This window comes from Nostoc sp., from assembly GCF_036917355.1.
Classification (GTDB): domain Bacteria; phylum Cyanobacteriota; class Cyanobacteriia; order Cyanobacteriales; family Nostocaceae; genus Nostoc.
The window spans coordinates 108,442-130,875 of record NZ_JBALDP010000074.1 but is presented as its reverse complement, the minus strand read 5'-3'; the positions used below and the strand labels follow the sequence as shown (position 1 = coordinate 130,875).

The 22,434-nt window shown below is 40.3% G+C and carries 14 protein-coding genes and 2 pseudogenes; 6 read left to right on the top strand and 10 right to left on the bottom strand.

Annotation, left to right across the window (positions count from 1 at the left end):
- Positions 1-14 precede the first annotated feature (14 nt).
- The 7 genes and pseudogenes from V7K53_RS24645 to V7K53_RS24615 all read right to left on the bottom strand — a co-directional run bounded on the left by V7K53_RS24645 (position 15) and on the right by V7K53_RS24615 (position 6,594).
- Positions 15-506 carry a hypothetical protein gene (locus V7K53_RS24645; protein WP_335200154.1) on the bottom strand — a complete coding sequence of 164 codons (492 nt, stop codon included), beginning with the start codon at positions 504-506 and terminating at the stop codon, positions 15-17.
- A pseudogene (locus V7K53_RS24640) lies at positions 505-615 on the bottom strand (four helix bundle protein); the annotation flags it as partial. The pseudogene V7K53_RS24640 and the gene V7K53_RS24645, both read right to left, overlap by 2 nt.
- A gap of 23 nt (positions 616-638) precedes the next feature.
- The gene (locus V7K53_RS24635) at positions 639-1,790 is read right to left on the bottom strand and encodes a hypothetical protein (RefSeq protein WP_221704828.1); all 1,152 of its coding nucleotides are present in this window, start codon (positions 1,788-1,790) and stop codon (positions 639-641) included.
- A 69-nt stretch (positions 1,791-1,859) separates the two neighbouring features.
- A complete protein-coding gene (locus V7K53_RS24630) occupies positions 1,860-2,591 on the bottom strand; it encodes a hypothetical protein (protein WP_335200153.1) in 732 nt (243 codons plus the stop codon).
- Between the two features lie 112 nt (positions 2,592-2,703).
- The gene (locus V7K53_RS24625; protein WP_335200152.1) at positions 2,704-5,532 is read right to left on the bottom strand and encodes a hypothetical protein; all 2,829 of its coding nucleotides are present in this window, start codon (positions 5,530-5,532) and stop codon (positions 2,704-2,706) included.
- 38 nt (positions 5,533-5,570) lie between these two features.
- A complete protein-coding gene (locus tag V7K53_RS24620) occupies positions 5,571-5,906 on the bottom strand; it encodes a hypothetical protein (protein ID WP_069072332.1) in 336 nt (111 codons plus the stop codon).
- A gap of 91 nt (positions 5,907-5,997) precedes the next feature.
- A complete protein-coding gene (locus tag V7K53_RS24615) occupies positions 5,998-6,594 on the bottom strand; it encodes a hypothetical protein (RefSeq protein WP_335200151.1) in 597 nt (198 codons plus the stop codon).
- Positions 6,595-7,672: 1,078 nt separating this feature from the next.
- On the opposite strand from V7K53_RS24615, the gene V7K53_RS24610 reads away from it, so the two are divergent.
- The 4 genes from V7K53_RS24610 to V7K53_RS24595 all read left to right on the top strand — a co-directional run bounded on the left by V7K53_RS24610 (position 7,673) and on the right by V7K53_RS24595 (position 17,033).
- A complete protein-coding gene (locus V7K53_RS24610; protein WP_335200150.1) occupies positions 7,673-9,040 on the top strand; it encodes a hypothetical protein in 1,368 nt (455 codons plus the stop codon).
- Positions 9,041-9,072: 32 nt separating this feature from the next.
- Complete coding sequence (locus V7K53_RS24605; RefSeq protein WP_335200149.1) at positions 9,073-10,869, top strand: hypothetical protein; 1,797 nt, start codon at positions 9,073-9,075, stop codon at positions 10,867-10,869.
- A gap of 151 nt (positions 10,870-11,020) precedes the next feature.
- Positions 11,021-15,691, top strand: a complete 4,671-nt coding sequence (locus V7K53_RS24600; protein ID WP_335200148.1) for an nSTAND1 domain-containing NTPase — start codon at positions 11,021-11,023, stop codon at positions 15,689-15,691.
- Between the two features lie 211 nt (positions 15,692-15,902).
- Entirely contained in the window at positions 15,903-17,033 is a 1,131-nt protein-coding gene (locus V7K53_RS24595) for a hypothetical protein (protein ID WP_335200147.1), read from the top strand.
- Between the two features lie 234 nt (positions 17,034-17,267).
- Here V7K53_RS24595 and V7K53_RS24590 read toward each other — a convergent pair whose 3' ends face one another.
- Together V7K53_RS24590 and V7K53_RS24585 are read right to left on the bottom strand one after the other, a co-directional pair.
- Positions 17,268-17,825, bottom strand: a complete 558-nt coding sequence (locus V7K53_RS24590; RefSeq protein ID WP_335200146.1) for a DUF192 domain-containing protein — start codon at positions 17,823-17,825, stop codon at positions 17,268-17,270.
- A gap of 290 nt (positions 17,826-18,115) precedes the next feature.
- Positions 18,116-19,753, bottom strand: coding sequence for an ATP-binding protein (locus tag V7K53_RS24585; RefSeq protein ID WP_335200159.1), 1,638 nt, complete (start codon positions 19,751-19,753; stop codon positions 18,116-18,118).
- Between the two features lie 182 nt (positions 19,754-19,935).
- Here V7K53_RS24585 and V7K53_RS24580 point away from each other — a divergent pair, with 182 nt between their 5' ends.
- Positions 19,936-20,253 carry a hypothetical protein gene (locus tag V7K53_RS24580; protein ID WP_442940510.1) on the top strand — a complete coding sequence of 106 codons (318 nt, stop codon included), beginning with the start codon at positions 19,936-19,938 and terminating at the stop codon, positions 20,251-20,253.
- Positions 20,254-20,284: 31 nt separating this feature from the next.
- Here V7K53_RS24580 and V7K53_RS24575 read toward each other — a convergent pair whose 3' ends face one another.
- Positions 20,285-21,454, bottom strand: a complete 1,170-nt coding sequence (locus V7K53_RS24575) for an RNA-guided endonuclease InsQ/TnpB family protein (RefSeq protein WP_335200145.1) — start codon at positions 21,452-21,454, stop codon at positions 20,285-20,287.
- 199 nt (positions 21,455-21,653) lie between these two features.
- Here V7K53_RS24575 and V7K53_RS24570 point away from each other — a divergent pair.
- Positions 21,654-21,980, top strand: a pseudogene (locus V7K53_RS24570) (hypothetical protein); the annotation flags it as partial.
- Positions 21,981-22,434: the final 454 nt, after the last annotated feature.

Sequence of the window (22,434 nt, the reverse complement as noted above, 5' to 3'; positions counted from 1 at the left end):
GTTTTATGTTCTGTTTAGGCTATAACCCTTGAAATGTCGTTAATTTTGGTCAGGGTATGATTCAAAATTTGGTCATCCAGGGGGTAAAAGCACACTTCCCAAGCTCTAGTTGGAATTCTTTTTCTACTATTTTTTGTTGTTTGAACATCTATTCCTTTATCAGGTTTGGTAACGTTTTCGCCATTCTCTGTTGCTTCAATTATTCCGTTCCAACCGAACATTTTAATCATGCTATCTGAGATAAAGCGTTTGATAGTTTCATCTTCGCGTTCGTTGGGAGCAGCAAATTTACCAGGTGAAATAGAGCCATCTTGGAGTTGAACAACCGTCATACCTTTGACATGACGATTTGTACTAGAAATTATACCAATATTTACAATTTGCAATAGGATAGATAAGATAGTTCCTCCTGCTGTTATGGTGATTGCCATTGCAATAGGTGTAGAGGTAGATTGACCGTAACTGAGAAGGCGGGCTGGTTGAGATTTAGACTTAGCTTTAAGCATATATTTCCGATTTAGGGAACTCACTACTAAATTGATATACTAATAAAACAAACTGATGTGCTTTTTGCCAAACTATCAAATCTTGAAATGTCTTAGCTGACTCCTGAATTCTGACTCCTGAATTCTGACTAATTACTTTTTAACTTTAATTTTGGAACTAACAAATTTGGTGGCATTGACAGCAACCGTTGCAGTTGTACTTGCTCCACCAGTAGCGATTCCTGCTGCAATTTCAGATCCAAATGCTACTGTTTTACCTAATCCTGTCCAAACAGCTATTCCACCACCTGCGGCTAATGCAGATGAAAGGATAGGAGAAACCAACCCAACAAAAAGGAGAAATATCATCGGTTGGTTTTGTTCGGAATTAGCAATAAGTTGTCCGCACAAACCAATAATCATGTTGAAGCAAAGTTTTGCCATTCCAACGGTGAAATAACCAGTTAGCCAAGCGAAAATAGGTTTCGCGCCAAAGGGGAGTAGTGAACCGCCTATTGCCAACGGGCCAAGTAGGGCAGTTAAAAGCATCGTGAATTCGATACCCCACTGGTAAGCGTTATTTAGGGCGAGGAGGATGACTGCGACAAATCCGGTAATCATCGAGCCGATTGTACTGGTGATAGAATTACCAATCTTTTCGGCAATTTGACCGGGGGAGAGGTCGTTGAGCGCATCTTTGGCATCAGATAAAGCCTGAAGTGGGTTAAATTCCCAACTACCACTATCGGGGGCTTCTCCTTTGAATAGATCGGGCGCAGAGGTTTTGAGTTCTGCTTCTGCTTGTTGCAAGCAGGTGATTGAATCTTGCGTGTTACCAGGGATTGAGCGGCATCTTTCCATTGCCGCCCCTACTTGCTGCTGGAGGGCAATATTGCCGACTGCTCGGTTGAATGCTACTTCTAGGTTGGCTCCGGCAGCAGTAAACTCAAGAATGTCATTATTGACAGTATTAATATATCCTCGTATGGCGAGTGTTCCACTTCTGAGTAAAGTGCCATTGTTAGCCAGTAGCCCGATAACCAGGATGGGCCATATCCAACTGGAGAGAGCTTTCATATCTTCTTGATTTATCCAGTTTTTGCCTAACTCAACCATAAAAAGGGTGAGTGTGGCGATCGCAAAAAACTGACCAACTTTGCACATCGAGCCATACAAGCTACCGTTGAGGGTTTCTTGCCAAAGTTCATTGAAACCTTCAGCTACTAGTTGCGCCCCGGCGGCGGCATTTTCTAAAATGTCTTGTCCAAAAAATGGGTCGGTTGCAATTATGAGGTGTTCTAGCATAGCACTTGGTTAACAGGCGTGAAGGTTTGGTCATCTCAATTGCAGAGATGACCAACTAATTAGGGTGAATTATTGCCCAGCAGTAGTTTTGAGACTGCTAAATCCGCTGATTTCGATGTACTGGGCGCTGATACCGTCCATCATCAGGTTTTGACGACGGCGATCGCTTGCCCCTTGTTTGGCAAGTTGAGATAGCATCAGGTTAGTTTGCTGGACATCGTGCCGTGCTTGCAGTCCGTCGGTGCGGGATTGCCCCAACATTGAGACAATTTGCGAGTTTTGGGCAGCAATTACCTTGAGAATGTTTTGTGAAGCATCCATTGATTGTGCAGATTCCGCGAGTTCTTTGGCCTCGGCTACAGTTTGTTCAGTTGCTTCTATTTCATTTTTGGTACGTTCCTGACCGACTTCCCCTAAGACGCTGGCGATCGTGGCGCGGGTAGTTTCTCTCTCCAGTTCGTTAGCTGCACCTACAGCACCTTCAACTGTGTTACTTTCATTCCAGTTACCCTTTTCCTTGAGTTGCTCCTTGAGCTTTTCTGCTGAATTTACTGGGTCTGGCATATCCATACTGCCAGTCTGAATAGCTGTTTTAGCTTCGCTTTTCATCCCACCCCATTCATTAGCTGCTGCGGTGAGTTCGTTTTTGGTTTCCTCAAAATAGTTATTGAATTTGCCTAAAACCTTGAAAAAATCGTCAATTGAAAAGGCATAGCTGGGTGCTGTACCGAGTAAAGTAACCAGACCAATTATTGACCCGATTATTGCCCCTTTCTTAGTAAACTTGAACTTTGGCTTCATACTTTTTGTGGATAAAATAACCAATGTGGCAATTAAATTTAAGCCACTTTTTTATGATTTATTGATTCTTCTTTTTTCCAGTTCCGATTATTTGTTAGTTTTTTTATATAATTTATGCTGACTTTAATTGCTTATTGTTATTGTTATCCAGTAATTGTTGTGCTTCTTGGCTTAACTCATCCCCCCGAAGCATTTGTATGTATGCCTCAGAAAATCTCACCATACCCAGCATTGGATTATCGGCATATTTATTGAGGAATAGAGTGCGTAATTCTTGCTCGTTCGGGTTATTTGCTACTGCTGCAAGTAAACAATAAGCAGGATAATACCTACAGAAAGTAAGTTTGCCATTATCGTCAAGTAACCACTGTGAATAAATATTTTCGCGTTTTGGAAAGAATGCTTCGGTACTATTACGCGAAATAATTTCATAAGGATATTTAAACCTGTTAACAAATGGGTCAACAGCTGATGTTTGAATCCGACCGATAAGGCGGGTCGTGATGTTAGCAAATATTTTGGAAGCAGACTTACTTTGGAAAATACTTTCTGGTTCTTGGGCAGATAAAATTACACGTATACCTGCTTTTGCACCGTTGGCGCAGAGTCTACCAATTAGCTCGGCTATACTGTCAAAACTGAATAAAATCGGCGCTTCATCTAAGAAAAATATTGATACTTTAGATGATAAGGCTCTACGTAATGCTGCGGAATAGGCGCTAAGGGCAAGGACTGCTGCATCAGCTTCACTCCCAAGCGATCGCAGTGCGAATACCAGTAGTCGGGCATCAGTTTTAAAGCTAGATGGATTGGCGATTGATTGTCCAACTCGTGAGTTCAGCCAAAACTTTAATCGCAATCTGATTTGGTCAAGAGCATCAAGAATTTCTTTACTATTATTGGTGATGGAATCAAGTTTGATAAACCCAGGCGAACAATAATTATAGAAATCTTTAAGTGTGGGAATATCTGCCCATTCAGGTGTTCCTAATCCATTTTCTAGTGCAAGTTTATATCGAAGTTTGATATCTTCATCGTTGTAGAAAGTTTCAATTGTGATTGTAATGATACTTTCGATATTTGATATCATTGTCGGACTTACCCCTACAGGATTTGTCCCAAGTACCATTATCATTAATGTGGATTTCAAGAATTCCTTGAAATCAGTCATCCTTTCCTTAATAAGTTCAGGTTCATACCCCCTTAAATCTGGTAATTCAAATAGGTTGTTCGATTCTTTACTAATATCGAAATACGCCCCTTCTTCTCCCATAAATTTGGTATAGTCGGTAAACGTACTAGTACCATCGGGTTTGGGATAATCAAGTGCAATTACGGGAATGTCTTGAGCCAAGGCAGGTGTTAATAGACCTGCTACTAAGACAGATTTCCCTGCACGGGTAGTACCGAAAATGGCGAGATTTTTGTGCTGCTTGTACAAATCAAGATGTACTGGAGTTCCTCCCTCTTCAGCAATTAGCTCAAACCCGGATTTATCTCCCGTAGCCGTTCTAACTATCGGCATGAGTCCGGGAACTTCTGATGAGAAATAGGGGAGGCGACGGTTAAAGGGTCTTGTGAGTAGGTTTTCCCAGACAATAGGTACACATTGTAACCATGTTTTCCAGGCATATTCGATTTCTCTATCAACTACGGCAGGTCGCAAGAAGCAGCTAGAAAGGTATTGGCAAGCTTCATCAAGTTTTTGACGACTATGACGATGGACACAAAAAACAACGGCAGTATGGATGGGGAGACTGCCTCTGAGGATAGTTTCTTGTGCCTTAACTGCCTCCTCGATGTTCATATTGGCTTTTACGTCAATTGACCCCTTCTCAGAAGACATCGCGCTGGAGGTAATTGACTGTTTGGTAATCCGTTGAAGGGCAGTTTTGGCGAGTCCCTGGTTAGCTTTAGATAGCTGGCAGATAATCTCAGTGTCGGAGATTTTTTCTTTGGATATTACCTCCCATAGGTATCGAAGCTGGGCGTATTCGTCTACCCAGCCTTGGGGCTTTTCGCTAAATTGCAGGACACCGATATACTTGTCTTGCAGTCTTACCCAGCTGCGATCGAGAAAAGGGACAGATTTCTCATTCTCCAGCATCAGGTGGCGAATATGGAAATCGCTGGTTTGAACTTCTCGAAGCCCCTCTTCATCTAATATGAGGGGATTGGGAACTTTGGGTGCGTCGCTACGGTTAAACTGACTCCAAAGAATCGACCATACTTCCTCACTTGTGACTGCTCGTACTGAAAGCCCCATTGAGTTAGTAAAAAGTTGTTCCCATCGTTGAAACCCAGAAGTAAAACTATCCCGTAAGATTGTTTCGATTCGTTCTTGCCGAACACCGTGAATTTGACCAGTAAATTGGAACCAGGCGTTCTGCAACTGTTTGATAGTTTTTTCAATCGCATCATTTGAGCGACTGTCTTCAGAAGCCAGGACACTATAGGTACACCAGAAACGTAAAAACTTATTTTTACGAGTTCCTGCTTCGGTGAGTTCTCTTGCTCGCAGACGTTCCGATCGCACTAATAAAGTTAATTGCTCTAAATCACATTTATCCTCTATCTTTTTTAGTTCCTGCTGCCGGAGAAAATCATCAGTGAACGAACCAAGATGAATTGTTAAGGTTTCGCGTTCGGGAAGTTCTTTGAGTCCGCCCTCAATATTTTCAAAAATTGGGAGAATCTGTTCTTCTGGTAAAGACGGGTGAATTCCCTGTACGTCAAAGCAGAACTTGATTTGAATATCCTCTTTTTTCTGGAGGATGAGTGCGCCGATATCTCTACGACCAGCAAGCGAGATACTTGCAATCCCGGCTAAATGGGTAATATCTTCAAAGGGTGTCAGGTTTTTGACAACACCTAATTGTTCGGTATCGAGAGATTTTTTACCAATTTTGTGCTTTATTTTCGTTGAGGTGGTCGAACTCATAGCCTGTAGTTTTGTTCGCTGGTATTAATTCAGAAGCTTTATCTGCGTTTTTTCAGCTGGCGCTTTTTCTTGGGTTGAGGTTGTAGAGGATTAACGAGGGAGACAAAAGGTTTGTAACCACGGGTGATGCGGGGCGTGCCGACAAACTTACCGAAAAAGGCTTTGTTGGAACTTACTGTCCACCAGGTTGCCCATCCCCAGGCGGTTACAATTCCGGTTGCAAGCCAGGAAGCTTGCATAAAACCCTTGACTACCATGTAGGAGATGAGAGCGATCGCACTCCAGGGAACAATTTGGTCGGCGGGGAATGGCCCGAGGCGTGGTTGGTCTCCTAATACGCGGTTGACAGTACGAAATTCCCGAACTCTTGTCATTATTACGAAAGGCAAAAGTCAGCTTTTGAAATCTTGATGAGTGGCACACTTCAAAGTGCCACTCGTGGTGGCTTTTTTGACGAGTGGCTCCTCAGCCTGTTACCAGTCCTGCAAGCAAGTCTCCGACTACAACTGTGAGGGCAACGATAATTGGTGTACGGGCAATTGTTTGCCAATCTTCGTCATTGCGGGCTGCTTGAACGACGCGGATAAGACCAATTCCGAGGTAAATTAGGAACAAACCGCGCAGTACTGCGAATACGTATCGAATGATTGTTTCGTCAATACCTTCAAAGTATTCGGTAAAGAAGTCCTCTGCGTTTTGCATAAACTGGGCGTTTGCAGGTGCAGCGGCGATATCCAACATAAATACTACACCTACTAAGCAGAACAAGACGGTATAGATATTGATGCCATACTTGCGCTGCATACGCTCGAAGTTGGAAAGTAGCAAGTTTGCTTCCTTGGGTAGTAACGCTACAATGCCAGTTCCAAAGGCCAGCGATGCCATTACCATGTGATGAATGGAGATATCTGCAATCATCAAGCCAGTACCAACTGCCATTAGTCCGGCGATGCTGGCGTTTTCTTTCCAGTTGCGACGGCGACGGGTGGGAGCGGGGTATCCGTATTCTTCGTAGGAAGGAATGCGGTCGTTGCTAAAATTAGATTCGTAGTCTGTTCTCATAAAAAAAGTAGATGATTTCGTAAATTACTGGATGAAACTTTGTAGGGGTAATTACGACTGAATTACTGCTTTATTCTGTTGGCGGAGTCTGCCCCTAGTACATAGTTTGGATTGGAGTAAATCTCTGCTCCAACTTCTCGCTTGTAAACCTATTTTATGAGACTAATATCCGTAAAAGCATCTAAGAATTTTCCATTTTTAAACACTATGTTTTTCAGTAAATCATTAGTAAAAAATTAGAAAAATTGGATTGACAACTTTCAAGATTTAAATCAGTGGTTTATTTCACAATGTTTACCTTTTGGTATTTATCATGTTGAGGGCAAAGCTTTGATATAGGCAAAGGTTCCAAATACGCTTTTAATGAGGCATAAGAAAATTTCATTCATAAATAGTCAGAGCGGATCGCCTCTAACCATTTCAACGTTGCTACTCCTGATTCATCTGTGCCAGATATGGGTGTGGTCGGATATAGCATTGGATGCAAATGAATGGCTTGAGGTGAAAAAGCCGAGGAGTGTAGACAGACAAACTAGATATTAAGGTTATTTTTCAAAGTTTTGTTGCAGATTTGCTTAAAAACCCTATGATCTGCTTTCTATTACACCCATATAATATTATTTCCAAATTTATAAATAACAAATTTTATCATCTATCTTTAGATATATCTTTTTAAGAAATAATTCTCATGAGAAAGATTTTTTAACCAATTATGAAAGAATTATTTTTATTACTATATAAATTTTGTGTAGATAATACTTAGAGGATGTTTGAAAAGTCGTAAAGTATACCAGAAACCCCGCTTCCATTCCTCTCCCCGAAACGGAGAGAGCCTTTGAAACCCCCATTCCCTTGTAGGGAACTCGGGGCCCCCACAGAGTGGGGATTAGGGTCAGGGGGCTAGGGGGGTTAGGTTTGAGAGGCTTAGATGTTACCAAAAATACTTTTCAAACATCCTCTTAGATGTGGATAATATTTAGAAAAGTATTATTTGTAGATTCCTCTAATGAAATTATTTCCACTAACTAGGTGAATTGATCGCATTAGTACAGAATAACTACGCTGCTAAAGGATGCATATGCCGATTAGAAAAGTAGACGGAACATCATTGGGGTACTACTTAATCACGTTTGATAAGACTGGAAAGGTACGTGATGAAAGTGAAGCTAAAATCCAAGAAATACTGCGTATCTTATCTAGTGAGTCAATCACAGATGTTTTCATATTCAGCCACGGGTGGTTGAGTGATGTTTCCGCAGCGGAGCAGCAGTATGACAAATGGATTAAGAAAATGGCTGCACAAGAGGCTGATATTCAACTAATGCAACAGGTGCGACCAGGATTTCGACCACTTTTGATTGGTTTGCACTGGCCTAGTCTTCCTTGGGGAGATGAAAAACTCGAGAGCGCCATCATCAGTTCTGACCCGGAAACCCCTGATTTGATAGAGAAGAAATTTTCTGAACGTATTGCCGACACCCCAAAAGCAAAAGAGGCACTACGAACGATTGGTGAGGCGGTGATTAAACAAAACAGTGACCCTTTTGAGTTTCCGCCAGAGGCAAAAAACGCTTACGCACAGTTGAACGAGGAGGCTCCTTTAGGCAATGAGGGTGAAGGAGCAGAACCAGGGAGCGATCGCGAACCACCTGATCCTCAGCGTATGTACGAAAATGTTATGAAAGAGCCTAAAAAAGGTGATTTTAACATCGCTCAGTTCGCCAAAGAAGCACTTTTGGCACCCTTAAGAGCTACATCTTTTTGGAGTATGAAAGCTAGAGCTTGCCAAATTGGTGAAAGTAGTGGCTCCCAGTTGTTAGAAAAACTTCAAAAACAAGCACCGACAGCCAGATTTCACTTGATGGGTCATAGCTTTGGTTGTATTGTTGTCTCTGCGATGCTGGCTAGTCCAAAGGCTCATGGCACTCTAATCCGTCCGGTTAATTCCCTGGCGTTGGTGCAAGGTGCGCTCTCGCTTTGGTCTTACTGTAAAAAAATTCCGGTACTGCCAGGAGAATCCCGTCCAGGCTACTTTCATCGGTTGATTTCTGGACACACAGTGAACGGCCCAATTATTACAACCTACTCCGAACATGATACTGCTGTCGGTAAATGGTATCCCCGCGCGGCAGGGGTGGCTCGTCAAATTGATTATGCACCTGATTTACCCAAGTATGGGGGAATTGGTTCTTGGGGAATTAGGGGAGACGATCTCAATTCTGTAAACAAAGATATGCGTTCCCTTGAGGCTAAAGAGCCTAAATATAAATTTGAGCTGGGCAGGATTTATAACCTGAATAGCAGCAAATTTATTTGTCGCAAGCCAGAGCTTTTCCGATTGGGTAGTTTCATTGTTTACGATCCGGGAGGTGCTCACAATGAAATTGCCGAACGAGAAGTTGCTCATGCCGTATGGTCAGCAGCCTTAAGCAGTTCACGAGACTGAAGCGGTAACTCAAAACAATCAGGTCAAGTAATATGAGCATAGAGCAACATACCTTTTTCTTTAATGGGATCAATGGCGAAACTGGTGAGTACTCGCAGCCGTTGAAACTAGAACAGATTATGGCTCAAGCCCAAGGCGAAAAAGAAGACTATCTTAAAGAATTGGAGACAAAGTATCAGAATAAAGGTAAAGATTACTTTCGTTTGATAGAAGGGGTAAATCCCCAAGATTTGGCAGAGGCAGGATGGGGAGTAATCTTTGCTAATGATGATCCAATGAAAGAAGCTGTTAGGGAAAAGCTCGAATCTCTTCTGAAGTATCGACAAGAACAAGCTAAGTCTCGCTACAAGGAATATAAATATATTCGTGGTGATTCAAAAAATAAGTTCCTGACGCGGCATGATGTTGGTGATAGTAATCTTGTCGATCCAAGTAAAGTGCCTTATTACTTGTTAATAATTGGCGATCCAGAAACAATCCCTTATGAATTTCAATACCAGCTTGACGTAGCGTATGCAGTTGGTCGTATTTATTTTGAAAATCTAGAAGATTATGAACGTTATGCCTCTAATGTTGTAGACATAGAAAATGGCAAAGTTTCGCTACCCCGCCGCGCTGTCTTTTTCGGTGTACACAATGAAGGAGATGATGCTACCGAATGGAGTCATGAACACCTTATCTCTCCTTTATCCGAATGGATAGAGGAGGAAATTAAAATTAAGGGTTGGGAAGTACAGACTTTAGTTAAAGATCAAGCCAAAAAGGAGCAGCTTAAGCAACTAATAGAAGGTTCCAAAACCCCTGGATTCCTTTTTACAGCAAGTCATGGCGTGTTCTTTCCTCAGGACTCTGAACTACAACTAAAACACCAAGGGGCACTGCTTTGTCAAGACTGGCGTGGTGGAGAAACATTTACTAAAGATTATTATTTCTCAGCAGATGATATCAGCAATGAGGCTCAATTGCATGGGCTAATCACCTTTCACTTTGCATGTCATAGTATCGGTACACCTGAGTTAGATTCTTTTGATAACTCATCTAATAGGTTAGCCCCCAAACCCTTTGTAGCCCGTTTACCTCAGCGACTACTCAGTCAAGGTGCTCTGGCTGTAATCGGTCACGTAGATCGAGTTTTGAAGTACTCTTTCTTGGGGAGCTATGGACAGGCACAGTTAGAAACCTTCAAAGATAGCCTGATACGATTACTGATGAAAGGCTATCCGGTTGGTTATGCCGTCGAATCATTCAACGAGCGCTACAGCGCACTTGCTGCCGACCTTTTAGCGTCCAGAACTGATTCTTCTGTTAGTGATTGGCATGTGTCTGATTTATGGCTTGCCTACAGAGATGCCCGCAGTTATGCCATTCTCGGCGACCCAGCAGTGCGGTTGGTTGTCGGAGATGCTCAGCAATGTGAGCAAACAACTAAAGAAACTGTGCATTTGTCACCTACGCCTTCAATTCTAAAACTATCTACAGATGAAAGAGCCGCAGTGACATCCCAAACTGCTGAAAGAGTAGATGAAGAAGTTGATCTTGCACAAGCTCAGAACCAATTGAATCAGGCTCTAGAACAGTTTGTCAACATAGCTCAACAAGTTCCAGCCCATCAAGCTGAACAACTTCAGTTAGCTGTTGAAGCAGCAATAAATCGACTCAATGAAGTAGCAACAAATTTAAAGATCAAGCAAGCTCAAAACCAATTGAGTCAGGTTCTAGAACAGTTTGTCAACATAGTTCAGCAATCTTCTACTTACCAAGCTGATCAATTTCAGTTAACCGTTAAATTGGCAACAGATTTACTGGAATCTTTAAAGAAACTGAGTTAGGAATGTAAACCTATTGATTGAGAAGCCTGTTCGTATGAACATTTTGGAAATTCAGATCCAATCCAATCATGGCGAGGAAAACTGTTGGGATGTGAAGTGTATACACAAGCAATTGAATCAAAGGCGCAGTGAGGTAAAAGGAAAATTCGAGATGAAAGATTGGGATGATCTGAAACAACTAGCTATAGAACCTAGTAAATACAAAGAATACGGGCAGCTATTAGGTGAAACTTTATTTAAAGACTCTGTTAGAGAAAAATTTATGCTTGCTGTCAGCGAGAATAGTCAACGTGATCGCTTGCGGGTTCTGCTTGATATCGAAGATAAAAAACTAACAACTTTACGTTGGGAGAAGTTGTGCGTTCCCACAGATTTGGGTTGGGAATTTGCGCGATTGGACTCACGCATCACTTTTTCCGTTTACGTCCCCTCTCCTGTTGATACTTCACGCTTTCCTGCCATTAGCAAGCGAGACTTACGTGCGCTGGTATTAGTAGCTAGTCCAAAACAAAAAGATTGGTCTAGTTTAAAAGAATTCAGTGTTAAGGAAACTGTAGAGAGCATAGAAGCTGCTTTTAAGGTTAAAAAAATTCATTGTCATGTCTTGGCTAATATTGATGGATATGAGGCACCAACACTGTCGAAACTGCGAGAGAAGTTGCAACATAAGCCATCTTACACTTTGTTACATATTGTCTGTCATGGATTAGTGGATAAAGATGAAAAAGATATTTCACTTTATTGGGCTACAGCCGATCATCAAACTGAACGAGTTCAGGGGGAAAATTTAATAAAGAACTTAAGCGAATTTCCTACTCCTTACTTTACTTTTCTCTGTGCTTGCGAAAGCGCTAGTCTAACAGAGGGGCAAGCATTAGGAGGATTAGCTGGACGATTGGTGCGAGAGTTAGGTATGCAAGCTGTAGTGGCAATGACAGATAAGGTAGAGATTAAAACTGCCCAGGATATCGCAGAGCAATTTTATAAGAACTTGGTGGAGTCAGGACAAGTTGACTTGGCCTTGGCTGAGGCAAAACCTCCAGAAAGTGACGATAATGACATCATCGTTCCAGCTTTGTTTAGTCGCCTTGCGGGACTGCCCTTATTTAATGACTCCCTTGACAAAGAACTGAACGACGAAGATATTAAGCGTGGACTAGATCGTCTTTTTGAAGTAAATCAAAATTCAGAAAACGAGATGCCAGATGATTCAGACGATAAGTCAAAAAACCAAAGGTCAGAAGATTCAAATTACTCAGAAAAAAAATACGTTAGCTTGATACAGAAGCACGCTCCAATCTTACAGGGAGAGTTTGATAAAGAGCGAAAAATATTGGAAGAGATTGGAAAAATTAGTCCTAACCAACGGAATACGGAAGCTAAGAAAAAGCAGAATAACGCCCTCCACAACCTCAATAATCTTTGTCAGGAAGTGTTTTCCCATCAATACAATAAGAACTTCATCTTTAATGATCTGGCTTTTACGGAGGATCTGCCTCCTTACGATGCCCGATGTCCTTTCCAGGGCTTACTCTCTTTTGGTCTTAAAAGCCGAGAGTTCTTCTTTGGTCGTGAGAAATACATTAACAATTTGAAACAAAAACTGGAAGATAATAAATTTGTAGCAGTTATAGGCGGTTCTGGCAGTGGTAAATCCTCATTAGTCAAAGCTGGGCTGATTTCAAAACTATTAGAGGATAGTAAATTATCAAAAGAGGAATTAAAACAAATAGTATGCTTCACTCCAGATAAAAATCCCTACTCTCAATTAGATGAGCATTTGAAGAAAAATAGCTTACCTCCAATATTGATTGTGGATCAGTTTGAGGAATTATTCACCGTCTCTCATGAAACCGAGCGACAGAAGTTCATCAACGAATTGTTAAAACTAATCAACCAACAGAACGTAAGAGTCGTAATCACCATGCGGGTGGACTTTTGGGAAGAATGTGCTACCTATGACGAAAAATTCCGAGAAAAGATAGAGAACAGTCAACTCTTCATTCTGCCGATGACATCAAAAGAATTACGAGACGCGATGAAGCGACAGGTAGAGGAGGTAGGGTTAATCTTTGAAGCTGGATTAGAAAAGTTGATTCAGAATGAAGTTGAAGGAGAGCCGGGTGCAATGCCACTACTGCAACATGCTCTTCTTGAACTGTGGAAGCGAAGACATGGACAATGGTTACTTTGTGATGAGTACGAAAAAATTGGTACTGACAAAGCCCCTGGACTGAAGGGAGCGATCGCTAGAACGGCTGATGACTTTTACGATGGCAAACATAATGGCGAAGAATTACTGGATGAGGAAAAATTATCGGATGAAGACAAAGAACTAGTTAAGAATATCTTTATCCGCTTAACCCATCTCGACGAAAATACTTTGCAAGATGCACCAAGACGAGATACACGGCAACGAGTTGAACTCGAGGCACTGATACCTAACAATAAAAAGCCAGATCGGACAAAGGAAATCATGAGGCTTCTGGCAAACAAACGATTAGTAATTACTAGCCGGGACAAAGAAACAGAGAAAATATGGGTGGAAGTTGCCCATGAAGCATTAATTCGCCACTGGCCTAGATTACAGACATGGTTGCAGCAAAACCGCGAAAATTATATTCTGCGGCAGAAAATCCAGAAAGCAAGAGAAGATTGGGAAAAGAGCAATACAGATAAAGGCAGTCTTCTTCGGGGTCAGCGATTAGAAGATGCTATCAAATTATTGAATACACCTGATTTCCTCGACAAGGTAGACAGGCAGTATATTAAGGCTTCTATAGATGAGCGCGATCGCATCAATCAAGAAAGTATTAACCTTGGTATTACATCCTCACAACTGCTTTTTGTTTCAAATAAAAGACTCGATGCAATAGACACCTTAATCAAGACAGGAAAACTTTTGCAAGAAGTACAAAAAGAAATAGCTGATCATAAAAAATTTGAGTTTTTAGTTAAATTTAACCAGTTGTTTAGTGAAGTTGCAGAATTCAACAGTTATCAAGATAAAGATTTTGTTTATGGGGTAAGCATTAGTCCAGACAAAGATAATCAAATTATTGCTTCTGCTAGTTCTGGTAACAATATCAAACTCTGGAGACGTGATGGAACTTGGAGCCAAACTTTACAAGGGCATAAAGATGCAGTAATGGATGTTAGTTTTAGCCACGATGGACAAATTCTTGCGTCTGTTAGCAAAGACAAAACTATTATACTTTGGAAAGCTCCAACTGAACCGTTTGGGGAATGGACATTGTTGAAACCCATAACAGACGCTCATCAAAGCTGGGTTTCGAGCATCAGCTTCAGCCCCAAAAACAAAAAAATTGCTTCTGGTAGTTATGATAAAACTATTAAACTTTGGGATTTAGATGGAAATTTATTAAAGGAAATCCATGAACATCAAGATCATGTGATGTACGTGGCTTTTAGTCCAGATGGTGAAATGATTGCTTCTGCTAGCAAAGATAAAACTGTAAAGCTTTGGAATTTGGAAGGAGAATTACTTAATACTTTTCCACACGATACTGTGGTTTCAGCAGTAAATTTTAGCCCTGATAGCCAAACTTTGGTTTCAAGCAATTGGGATCATATCCTCATGGTTTGGAGTATTAATGAACAAAAACCAGAAATACTTAGAGGACATAAAGATAAAGTTCGTTATGCCACTTTCAGTCCAGATGGTGAAACAATCGCGTCAGCTAGTGAGGACGGTAATATCATTATTTGGAAAAAGAATGGTAGTTCATTTAAGCTTTTTAAAATTTTAAAAGGACACAATCACTATGTAACAAAGAGCCGTTTTAGCCGAGATAGCACGACACTTGTCTCTAGTGGTTACGATCAAACTGTAAAACTTTGGCATATTAACGGCAAATTTGATGGCCATTTTGATAGTATTGATAAAATTAATTTCAGTCCGGATGGTCAAACTATTATCACAGCAAGTCAAGACAAAACAGCCAAAATTTGGCGCTTTGATGGTAGCCTAATAAAAACTATCGATTACCATGACCATATAATTAAAATCGCTTCAAATCAGAAAACCATTGCTACAGTCAGCAAAGATAATGTTGCCCGGATGTGGAATATTAACAGTGCATCCACTCAACCATTTGAAATTGGAAAAGATGTTTTAGATGTTAGTTTTCACCCGGATGGTAGAAGGGTTGCTACAGCCCATCAAAACGGAGAAGTTATATTTTGGAGCCTTGATGATAAGAGGAAAAAAACTTTTCAAAATTATAGCAAGCCAGTCAAGACAATAATTTTCAGTCCTTGTGGTATATCCATCGCATCAGTCGTTGGTGATGAAACTGATGAGAATAAAACTGTAGAATGGTATAATGTTGATGGTATATTTCAGCGAAAATTCGACGAGCCTAATGTTCGTCATATCAGTTTTAGCCCTGATGGTAAAACAATTATTACAGCAAATATAAATAGAGAAATTAAACTTTGGAAACCTCATATAGAAGAGCCTCAACCTCTTGAAGGAAAAAATGAATATCAAATTAAGAGTATAGGTTTTATCTTTAATGGTATGCTAATTGCTTCAATTAGTGTTGACAAAACTATAAAAACTTGGAATCTTAATGGTAAGTTTTTATCAAATATCCAAGGAAATATTCAAGATAAGGATGAATATATTGATATTGATAGTGCAGCTTTCAGCCCTAATGGAGACGCTATAGCTTTAGCTGATTCTGATATAACTACTTTTGAAAAAAGAATAAAATTATGGAATTTAAGTTTAAAGACATTACTAAAAAATAGCTATGACTTTATAGATGAATACGTGAAGTTTAAACTGCAAAAATAATAATTTTTATTATGATTAATAAATGAATTAATGGTATATTTTTATGTTAAGCTGTTTCAGACTTGTGTGTACATGGTAGACCCTTTGATGATGAGGAGATTCAGGGGTGGGGTAAGGCGATAACTGCAATGATAACAAATCATCCGAACTTGATATTATTTACATTCCCAACTTTCATTTTTTTAGCAGTCTAAATATTGGAGCTACATTCATGGAAAGTCTCGCTTATATTCATTTAGCCTTAGCTTATGAGGAATTAGAAACTGTTGACGCTGTTATTTTATTCCCAAAACTCAACCTTTTCAGGTTATTAAATAAACAAAAATTCATGTATAAAGCTTGGATACATAGTCTATGCTTTTATCTAACTCTTATGCTTCTTGGAGTATTTAATAGCAGTTTAGCTTTAGAGATAGAAAAACCAAAGTATCGAGCTTGTCATTCAGAATCACATCCAATTGCTAAAACTAAACCGATACAACATGTCGAAAAAAACTTAATTACCTCAAATTCACTTTCTAAAACTAATTTGAAGAATCTAAAAGGCGAATACCGTAAGCTATTATTGGTTAATGATAGCCCCGATATTGCATTAATTTTCTTATACCGACCTGGTTATTCACAGCCTTACAGATATGCTTACCTTTCACCTTACCAAGAAGTCAAGCTTCGCGCAACCTACAGTAATCTGTGGAAAATCAGTTTCAACAGTCAAAAAAGATTTTTTATTGAGCAAGTTTATGAAATAAGTACAAAAGATGTTTTTGAAATCAGAGCATCTAATTTAAAAGAAATTGAAGGACCAAAAATCAGCTATGTGTCTCAAGTCAAAGCAACTGATGTCCAGGACGAAATCGATGATATATGGAAGTGGTTTAGACTTGTTAGCCGAGAAGTATCAAATTTTCAGGAAACAGGTATATCATATAAGAAGCTTGCTATGGAAATTGCAGAAGTTGGAGAAGATGTAGTAAAACAATTTCAAAAATGGACAGGAGAATTGAAAAAAGCGAGGAAATCAGCAGATTCAATAGATGAAAATTTGGAGAAATTCAGAGATGCTCTGATTGTGAAACTGAAATTACAGCCTGATATTAAAGATATTGAGTTAAGACAAATAAGCTATGAATTAACCAATAATAATTCTGAGGTTATAAATGGATTTAAAGAATGTATTCCTAAAGTTCCTATTTTAGAAATTGTAAATTCGTTGAATTTGTACTTTCAAGCTATAAATAAGTGGGACTCTGTTCGTCTCGGAAATCAGTCTGGCCCTTTTTCGGAAAAAACCAACTCTGGAAAAGTAATACGAAACTTACCAACATTAATAATATGCAAATGATACTTAGATACCGTGACTGTTATCAGTTGCATTCTACAGGGCTTGTTTTAAATTACAACAAAAGGTAGTGCGATCGCTCCACCTCTTTGTTTAGGAGCTGCCTGAATGCGATCGCACCGTACAACTGATTACCCAGTACATCATCCCAAACTCGATCCTTGCCTGTAGAACTGCTTCACTGGCAGTTTCCACTATCACTGAAGCTCGTGGCAACTGCCTGTCTTAGAAAACAGTTTATTTCTGCTCTTTAGTTTCTAGAAAGTTCAACTGAAGTCTCTTACCCACCTTTAGGTCTAAAGTTTTGGTACTGTTAGCAGGTAGTTCGATAACCTGGTTAACAAAATAGATTGAATCGTACTTAGGACAGGTTTTGGTTTCGCAAGGAGGAGCCGCCTCTACGATTGATTTAATAACTCCGTCTTGGAGAAATATCATATCTAGAGGAATATACGTATCCTGCATCCAAAGTTTAACTTTTTCAGGTTTGTTGAGGACAAATAGCATTCCGTGATTTTCGGGAATCGAGTCACGGAATTTGAGTCCGTGGGCATATTCTTTTCTATCGTCTGCTAGTTCGAGTTGAACTGTTTGATTATTACTGGTAAAGGTTGCCCCAATAGGTAGATACTGGGGCTGGCGAGTCCAAAAGTATAGTGGTAGGGGTGAGAGAGCAGCAGTAAAACCAGCAATTGGCCCAACGATATTGAGAATTTTGAAAAATAGGCTTTTTTCTGGATTTTGTGCTTGTTTAGTTTGAATGTTGGTTTGAGCGGTTTGTCTTGTGACTTCCATAGTTTTAGATAAATAAAGTAGTAGAGTGGTTATAAATGGCAAGCATTATGAACTTTTGAAATGTTTTGGCTACATTTGCTTTCGTTCAAACATGGTGAAACTTTGAATTGATTTATGGAAACAGAATTCAGAAGTCAGGAGTTAGAATTCAGCATGAATTCTGTAAGACTGGCAGATGAATAACCTTTTTTTGACTCCACCAAATTTCAATTTGGTGGTCTTCAATCAGTGGCGGGTCTGAATCCTTCACTGATTGATTCTGACTTCTGAATTCTTCTTGAAGATGTTTGCTAGCTAAAAATCTCGATGTTACCAACAGCAAACTTGCTTTCATCGAGGGGACTACTAGGTAAAGCTTGTTGGTCAGCTTTGTTACGCATCGACTCGACTTTATCGGCTTCGCGGATAGCAAGCGGGTTAATCTGGCGGCGTTCTTCTAGCAATGCTTCGACTGTTAGTTCGAGTGCGGGGAGTTTGCTTGATGCGTAGGTATCTTCTATTACTGTTTCGCAGAATATAGTACTAGCGGCGCGTTCTACAATTGTCTGGATTTCTGCACCTACACACCGATTGGTGGCTTTAAGAATTCTGCGCCACTGTTCCTCGCTCCAGGGGTCGCCGCCATTGCGAAAACGTTCGTCAAATCGGGCAGCGTGCAGTTTGAAGATACTATATCTTTCCCCATTATTGGGCAGGTCTACCTTAAATAAATAGTCAAACCGTCCGGCACGGGTGAGTTCGGGTGGCAGCCATTCCATTCGGTTGACTGAGGCGATGACCAGTACATCTGACGTGCGCTCTTGCATCCATGTCAACAGCTGGCCAGCAAGCCGTTTGGCGAGGTCATCATCCCCAGCGAAGCCTTTATCGAAGTCGTCAAAGTACAAAATTACTTGGTTGAGCCTATCTGCCAGTCGCAACAAGCGTTTGAGTTTCATTTCTGCTTGGTTGCCAAAACTTCTAAAGTTGCCCCAATCGACCATGATGAGGGGAATACCCATATTCTGGGAACAGGCTTTTGCTGAGTGTGATTTTCCCGTCCCCGGTGGCCCCACAAGCATAATCCCTTTGGGTACACGCAGATTATATTGTTTGGCACGCGGGGTAAGCAATCGCTTGAACTTTTTGAATGACTGCTGCATAATTTCCAATCCTCCAAGCTGGACTTTTGGCGGAGGTAAGAATTCGATGTCATACAAGCGGTTGAGCAGTTGAATTTTTTTTGATAGCAGAAGCTTGGCTATCTCACTGGAATTTCCTAAATCATGATTTTTAATAATATCGTTTAGGCAATACATAATATCAGAAATATACAAACCAGCACTAGCGTTAGTAATTTCTAAATAGTCTTGACCCGTATATGTGAAAGAAAAATTTTTGCTTTTAATTAAACTGTCAATAATTTCTTGTGCATCTGGTAGTTCTTGACTCCATAGGGGAATTTCTGCCGCTATTTCGCTTGCTATTTCGGCGTTGGCTCCTAGTAATATAGTAGTTTTACCGCTATCTTTGGTATGAAATTTGATATTTATTAACGATGACTTAATCCATTCTGATATAAAAATAAAATCAGATTCTTTAGGTATGCTTTCTTTTATCCAAGGAAAAATATTTTCAACGATTAATACTCCGCTACCAGAATAAAACTTCCAAAAATTGAGTACTTGAAAATAGTCTTCTTTATTTTGTTTTATCGAAGGTTTATAGTCGTCAAACTCTCGAAGAACGAGATTTTCTTCAGCGCTAACTACTAGTTCTTTAATACTGTCCTCGCTGAGATTCCAAATGTAGGCTTTTTTGCCTGCTTGCTGACAGTAAGTAGTGATTCGGGTGAGGAGGCGGTGACGTTCTTGGAGGGGAGATTCGCAGGCGATGATTGGATAGTTGTCCGCAAGAAGGTCTTCTAGATAGTCAAAGCTAGACTTCATCTCAGTTGCTTGTAGCGTACTCAGAAGTAATCTTATCCAGAAGAGATGCTGTACGAGAACTGATAATTTTCTAATTCTTGCGTCCATAAATTAGAAAAAAGTTGATTTACTTTCAGTATTTTGTTGATTGTGTAATCGCGTTGTGAATTTAGATAATTGCAGTATGAAGAGTTAGTGCAAGTATGGCAAAGACACCAGAATATCCAATTGTTGTTATCCCAGAGTTAGTTAAAGAAAAAAAACAGTTTACCCCTTTAGTTTTTCCTTCTGGACAGGGAGATGCACCAATCGGGGCAAGTGAGGGGCTGTTTGAAAATGTTCTCAAACACTATTTTGGTGAAATTGTTTCTCCCCAGCAGGTGATGCTTCCTCCAGGGCATCGACTACCATTTACGGCTGATTTTCTGATGGTTGAACCAAATACTGGCTTACACTTGACACTCTCACCGCCACAACCGAAGCTTTGGCTGGAGATTCTTGTTTCATCCCCACTTAACTAGACTAGTTGCAACTAGTTCCCGTCAGAACGAGTCAACAAGCATTTTCTAATACCGTTTGCCCAACGGCATTTACACCACGATTTCTGATGACTTGAGCAGCTGCAACATCTCGATTTGTTGTGTATCCACATTCAGGGCAAGAATGTACTCTCACATTCAATGTTTTCTTACCCGTATGTGCATCACAATTAGGACAAATTTGGCTAGTTCCGTCTTTGTTTACTTTGCCAAAATACTTCCCTCGTTTCCAGGACACATAACTTAAGATATTGAAAAACTGACCAAACCCAGCATCAAGTGTATGCTTACAAAGCATAGCTTTAGCCCAGGTTCTAAAATCAATGTCTTCAACAAATATTGAGTCTCCTTGGTCACAGAGCCTATGCGCTGTTTTGAAGTGAAAATCCTTTCTGGTATCAGAAATCTTTTGATGCAATCTAGCTATTTTTGTGTTCAACTTTTTGCGGTTATTAGACCCTAATTTCTTGTGCTTCAATCTTCTTTGTAGCAATTTCATCTGACACTGAAGCGAGTTGAAGAATTTTGGTCTAGCAATTAATTGACCGTCGGAAGTAGCTAAAAAACTTTCAAGACCTACATCAATTCCAATCGGATGACCATAAAAAATAATATCTGGAACATTAACATCTAGCTGTAATGACAGCATGACCAAATATCCAGATGACCTTCTTACCACCCTAGCTTGCTTAACAGCAAAGCCGTCTGGAATTGGTCTAGACTGATGAAACTTAACCCACCCAAGCTGAGGCAACTTAACTCGATTAGCTTTGATTATTTCTCCTTTTAATTGTGGAAAAACAAAGCTTTTCATCCTGAAATATTTTTTAAATCTAGGAAATCCAAAATTTCTGGATTTCATATCTTCCCAGGCACGATCTAAAGTTCTGAGAACTTGTTGGAGTACCTGAGCATTTACATTTTTTAACTCAGGATTATTTTTCTTCGCTTCAGTTAACTTCTTCGCTTGAACATGATAATTAGGGAATGGCTCATCAGCTTTGATAATGTATTCATATTCTAAGGAGCAAGCATTTACTTTACACTTACGAGAATTAACCCAATCCTTTCTTTCACGTAAAGCATAATTCCATACTTTACGGCAGACAGTTAATATATTTTCGATATCCTCAATCTGTTGTTTTGTAGGTTTGAGTTTGTACTCATAAGTAACTGTAAGCATTCTTGACTTCCCGAATGTTTCTATATCTTACTATCTTCTACACATGCTTTCAATCTGTGTAGAAGTCTCCCAACGGTCGGTTCTATACTGGTTGCAATTCATGAGGCAGCGCGTTGGGCGGCTCTCTGCCGACTTGAAGCGACTGCCTTCTCCTTCCTGATAAGCTTCGTTGTACTAGGAGTCCTCTTGCTCCATTTAGATAGATTTGGAGGTCGATGAGCCAATTTCGTTTGCAACTCTTAAGCCTACCCACTGTATCGGCGAGGATGATTACAGGAACAAGTGTTTTGTCGATGCCAACTGGCTAGTCATCCGGTTTGCAGAAGAACAAGTCTCGTCTCAGCCAGAACGCTGCGCTCGATTTATTGCTGGTGCGATCGCCCAACTAACGGGCAATGATACTTATCGCCAAAAGCTACTTCATGTAGAGAAAGTTACTCCTATGCGTCAGTGGTCTGCACGTCAAGCTTCCAAATTAAAGAAGAGTGATTACCGCCAAGGCTATCTTGTCCAAAGGAAGAACTAAGGATGTGATATTCGATACAACAATACTAGTGAGAGCGATTAGCATTCTGCAACTTACACTATAAAAAGGTCAAAATATGGGTTATTGGCAACTTTTGGTGATCTTGGTTGAGGTAAGGCAGAAAGCAGAGGGCAGAAGGAAGAGGAACGAAAAATTCCCACAATTGAAGCTCTGCTTGGATTATAGAACATCTGCATCACAAGAAAGCCGTCAGCGATCGCAAGAGTGAAGTCACAAATCCCACGCTCGGATAAGAAAACGTTTTAAAACCTTCTGCCTCCTGCCTTCTGCCTTAAAGTGCGTAACCTTTCATCATCACCAAAATCTGACAAGAACTATTTTATGCTTCACTACTAATGCAACAGAGTAATTAACCTTGAGAAAGTCGAAGTTTAGGGTGAAGATGTTAAGGGTGGGGAAACTCAGTTAAGGTGTCCCTAATGTGGTGGTGAGT

Coding starts and splice junctions, on each gene's coding strand:
- V7K53_RS24590 (WP_335200146.1), bottom strand. CDS start 17,825: ATGGAAGTCACAAGACAAACCGCTCAAACCAACATTCAAACTAAACAA.
- V7K53_RS24620 (WP_069072332.1), bottom strand. CDS start 5,906: ATGACAAGAGTTCGGGAATTTCGTACTGTCAACCGCGTATTAGGAGAC.
- V7K53_RS24630 (WP_335200153.1), bottom strand. CDS start 2,591: ATGAAGCCAAAGTTCAAGTTTACTAAGAAAGGGGCAATAATCGGGTCA.
- V7K53_RS24615 (WP_335200151.1), bottom strand. CDS start 6,594: ATGAGAACAGACTACGAATCTAATTTTAGCAACGACCGCATTCCTTCC.
- V7K53_RS24645 (WP_335200154.1), bottom strand. CDS start 506: ATGCTTAAAGCTAAGTCTAAATCTCAACCAGCCCGCCTTCTCAGTTAC.
- V7K53_RS24595 (WP_335200147.1), top strand. CDS start 15,903: ATGGAAAGTCTCGCTTATATTCATTTAGCCTTAGCTTATGAGGAATTA.
- V7K53_RS24585 (WP_335200159.1), bottom strand. CDS start 19,753: ATGAAGTCTAGCTTTGACTATCTAGAAGACCTTCTTGCGGACAACTAT.
- V7K53_RS24625 (WP_335200152.1), bottom strand. CDS start 5,532: ATGAGTTCGACCACCTCAACGAAAATAAAGCACAAAATTGGTAAAAAA.
- V7K53_RS24610 (WP_335200150.1), top strand. CDS start 7,673: ATGCCGATTAGAAAAGTAGACGGAACATCATTGGGGTACTACTTAATC.
- V7K53_RS24580 (WP_442940510.1), top strand. CDS start 19,936: ATGGCAAAGACACCAGAATATCCAATTGTTGTTATCCCAGAGTTAGTT.
- V7K53_RS24575 (WP_335200145.1), bottom strand. CDS start 21,454: ATGCTTACAGTTACTTATGAGTACAAACTCAAACCTACAAAACAACAG.
- V7K53_RS24635 (WP_221704828.1), bottom strand. CDS start 1,790: ATGCTAGAACACCTCATAATTGCAACCGACCCATTTTTTGGACAAGAC.
- V7K53_RS24600 (WP_335200148.1), top strand. CDS start 11,021: ATGAAAGATTGGGATGATCTGAAACAACTAGCTATAGAACCTAGTAAA.
- V7K53_RS24605 (WP_335200149.1), top strand. CDS start 9,073: ATGAGCATAGAGCAACATACCTTTTTCTTTAATGGGATCAATGGCGAA.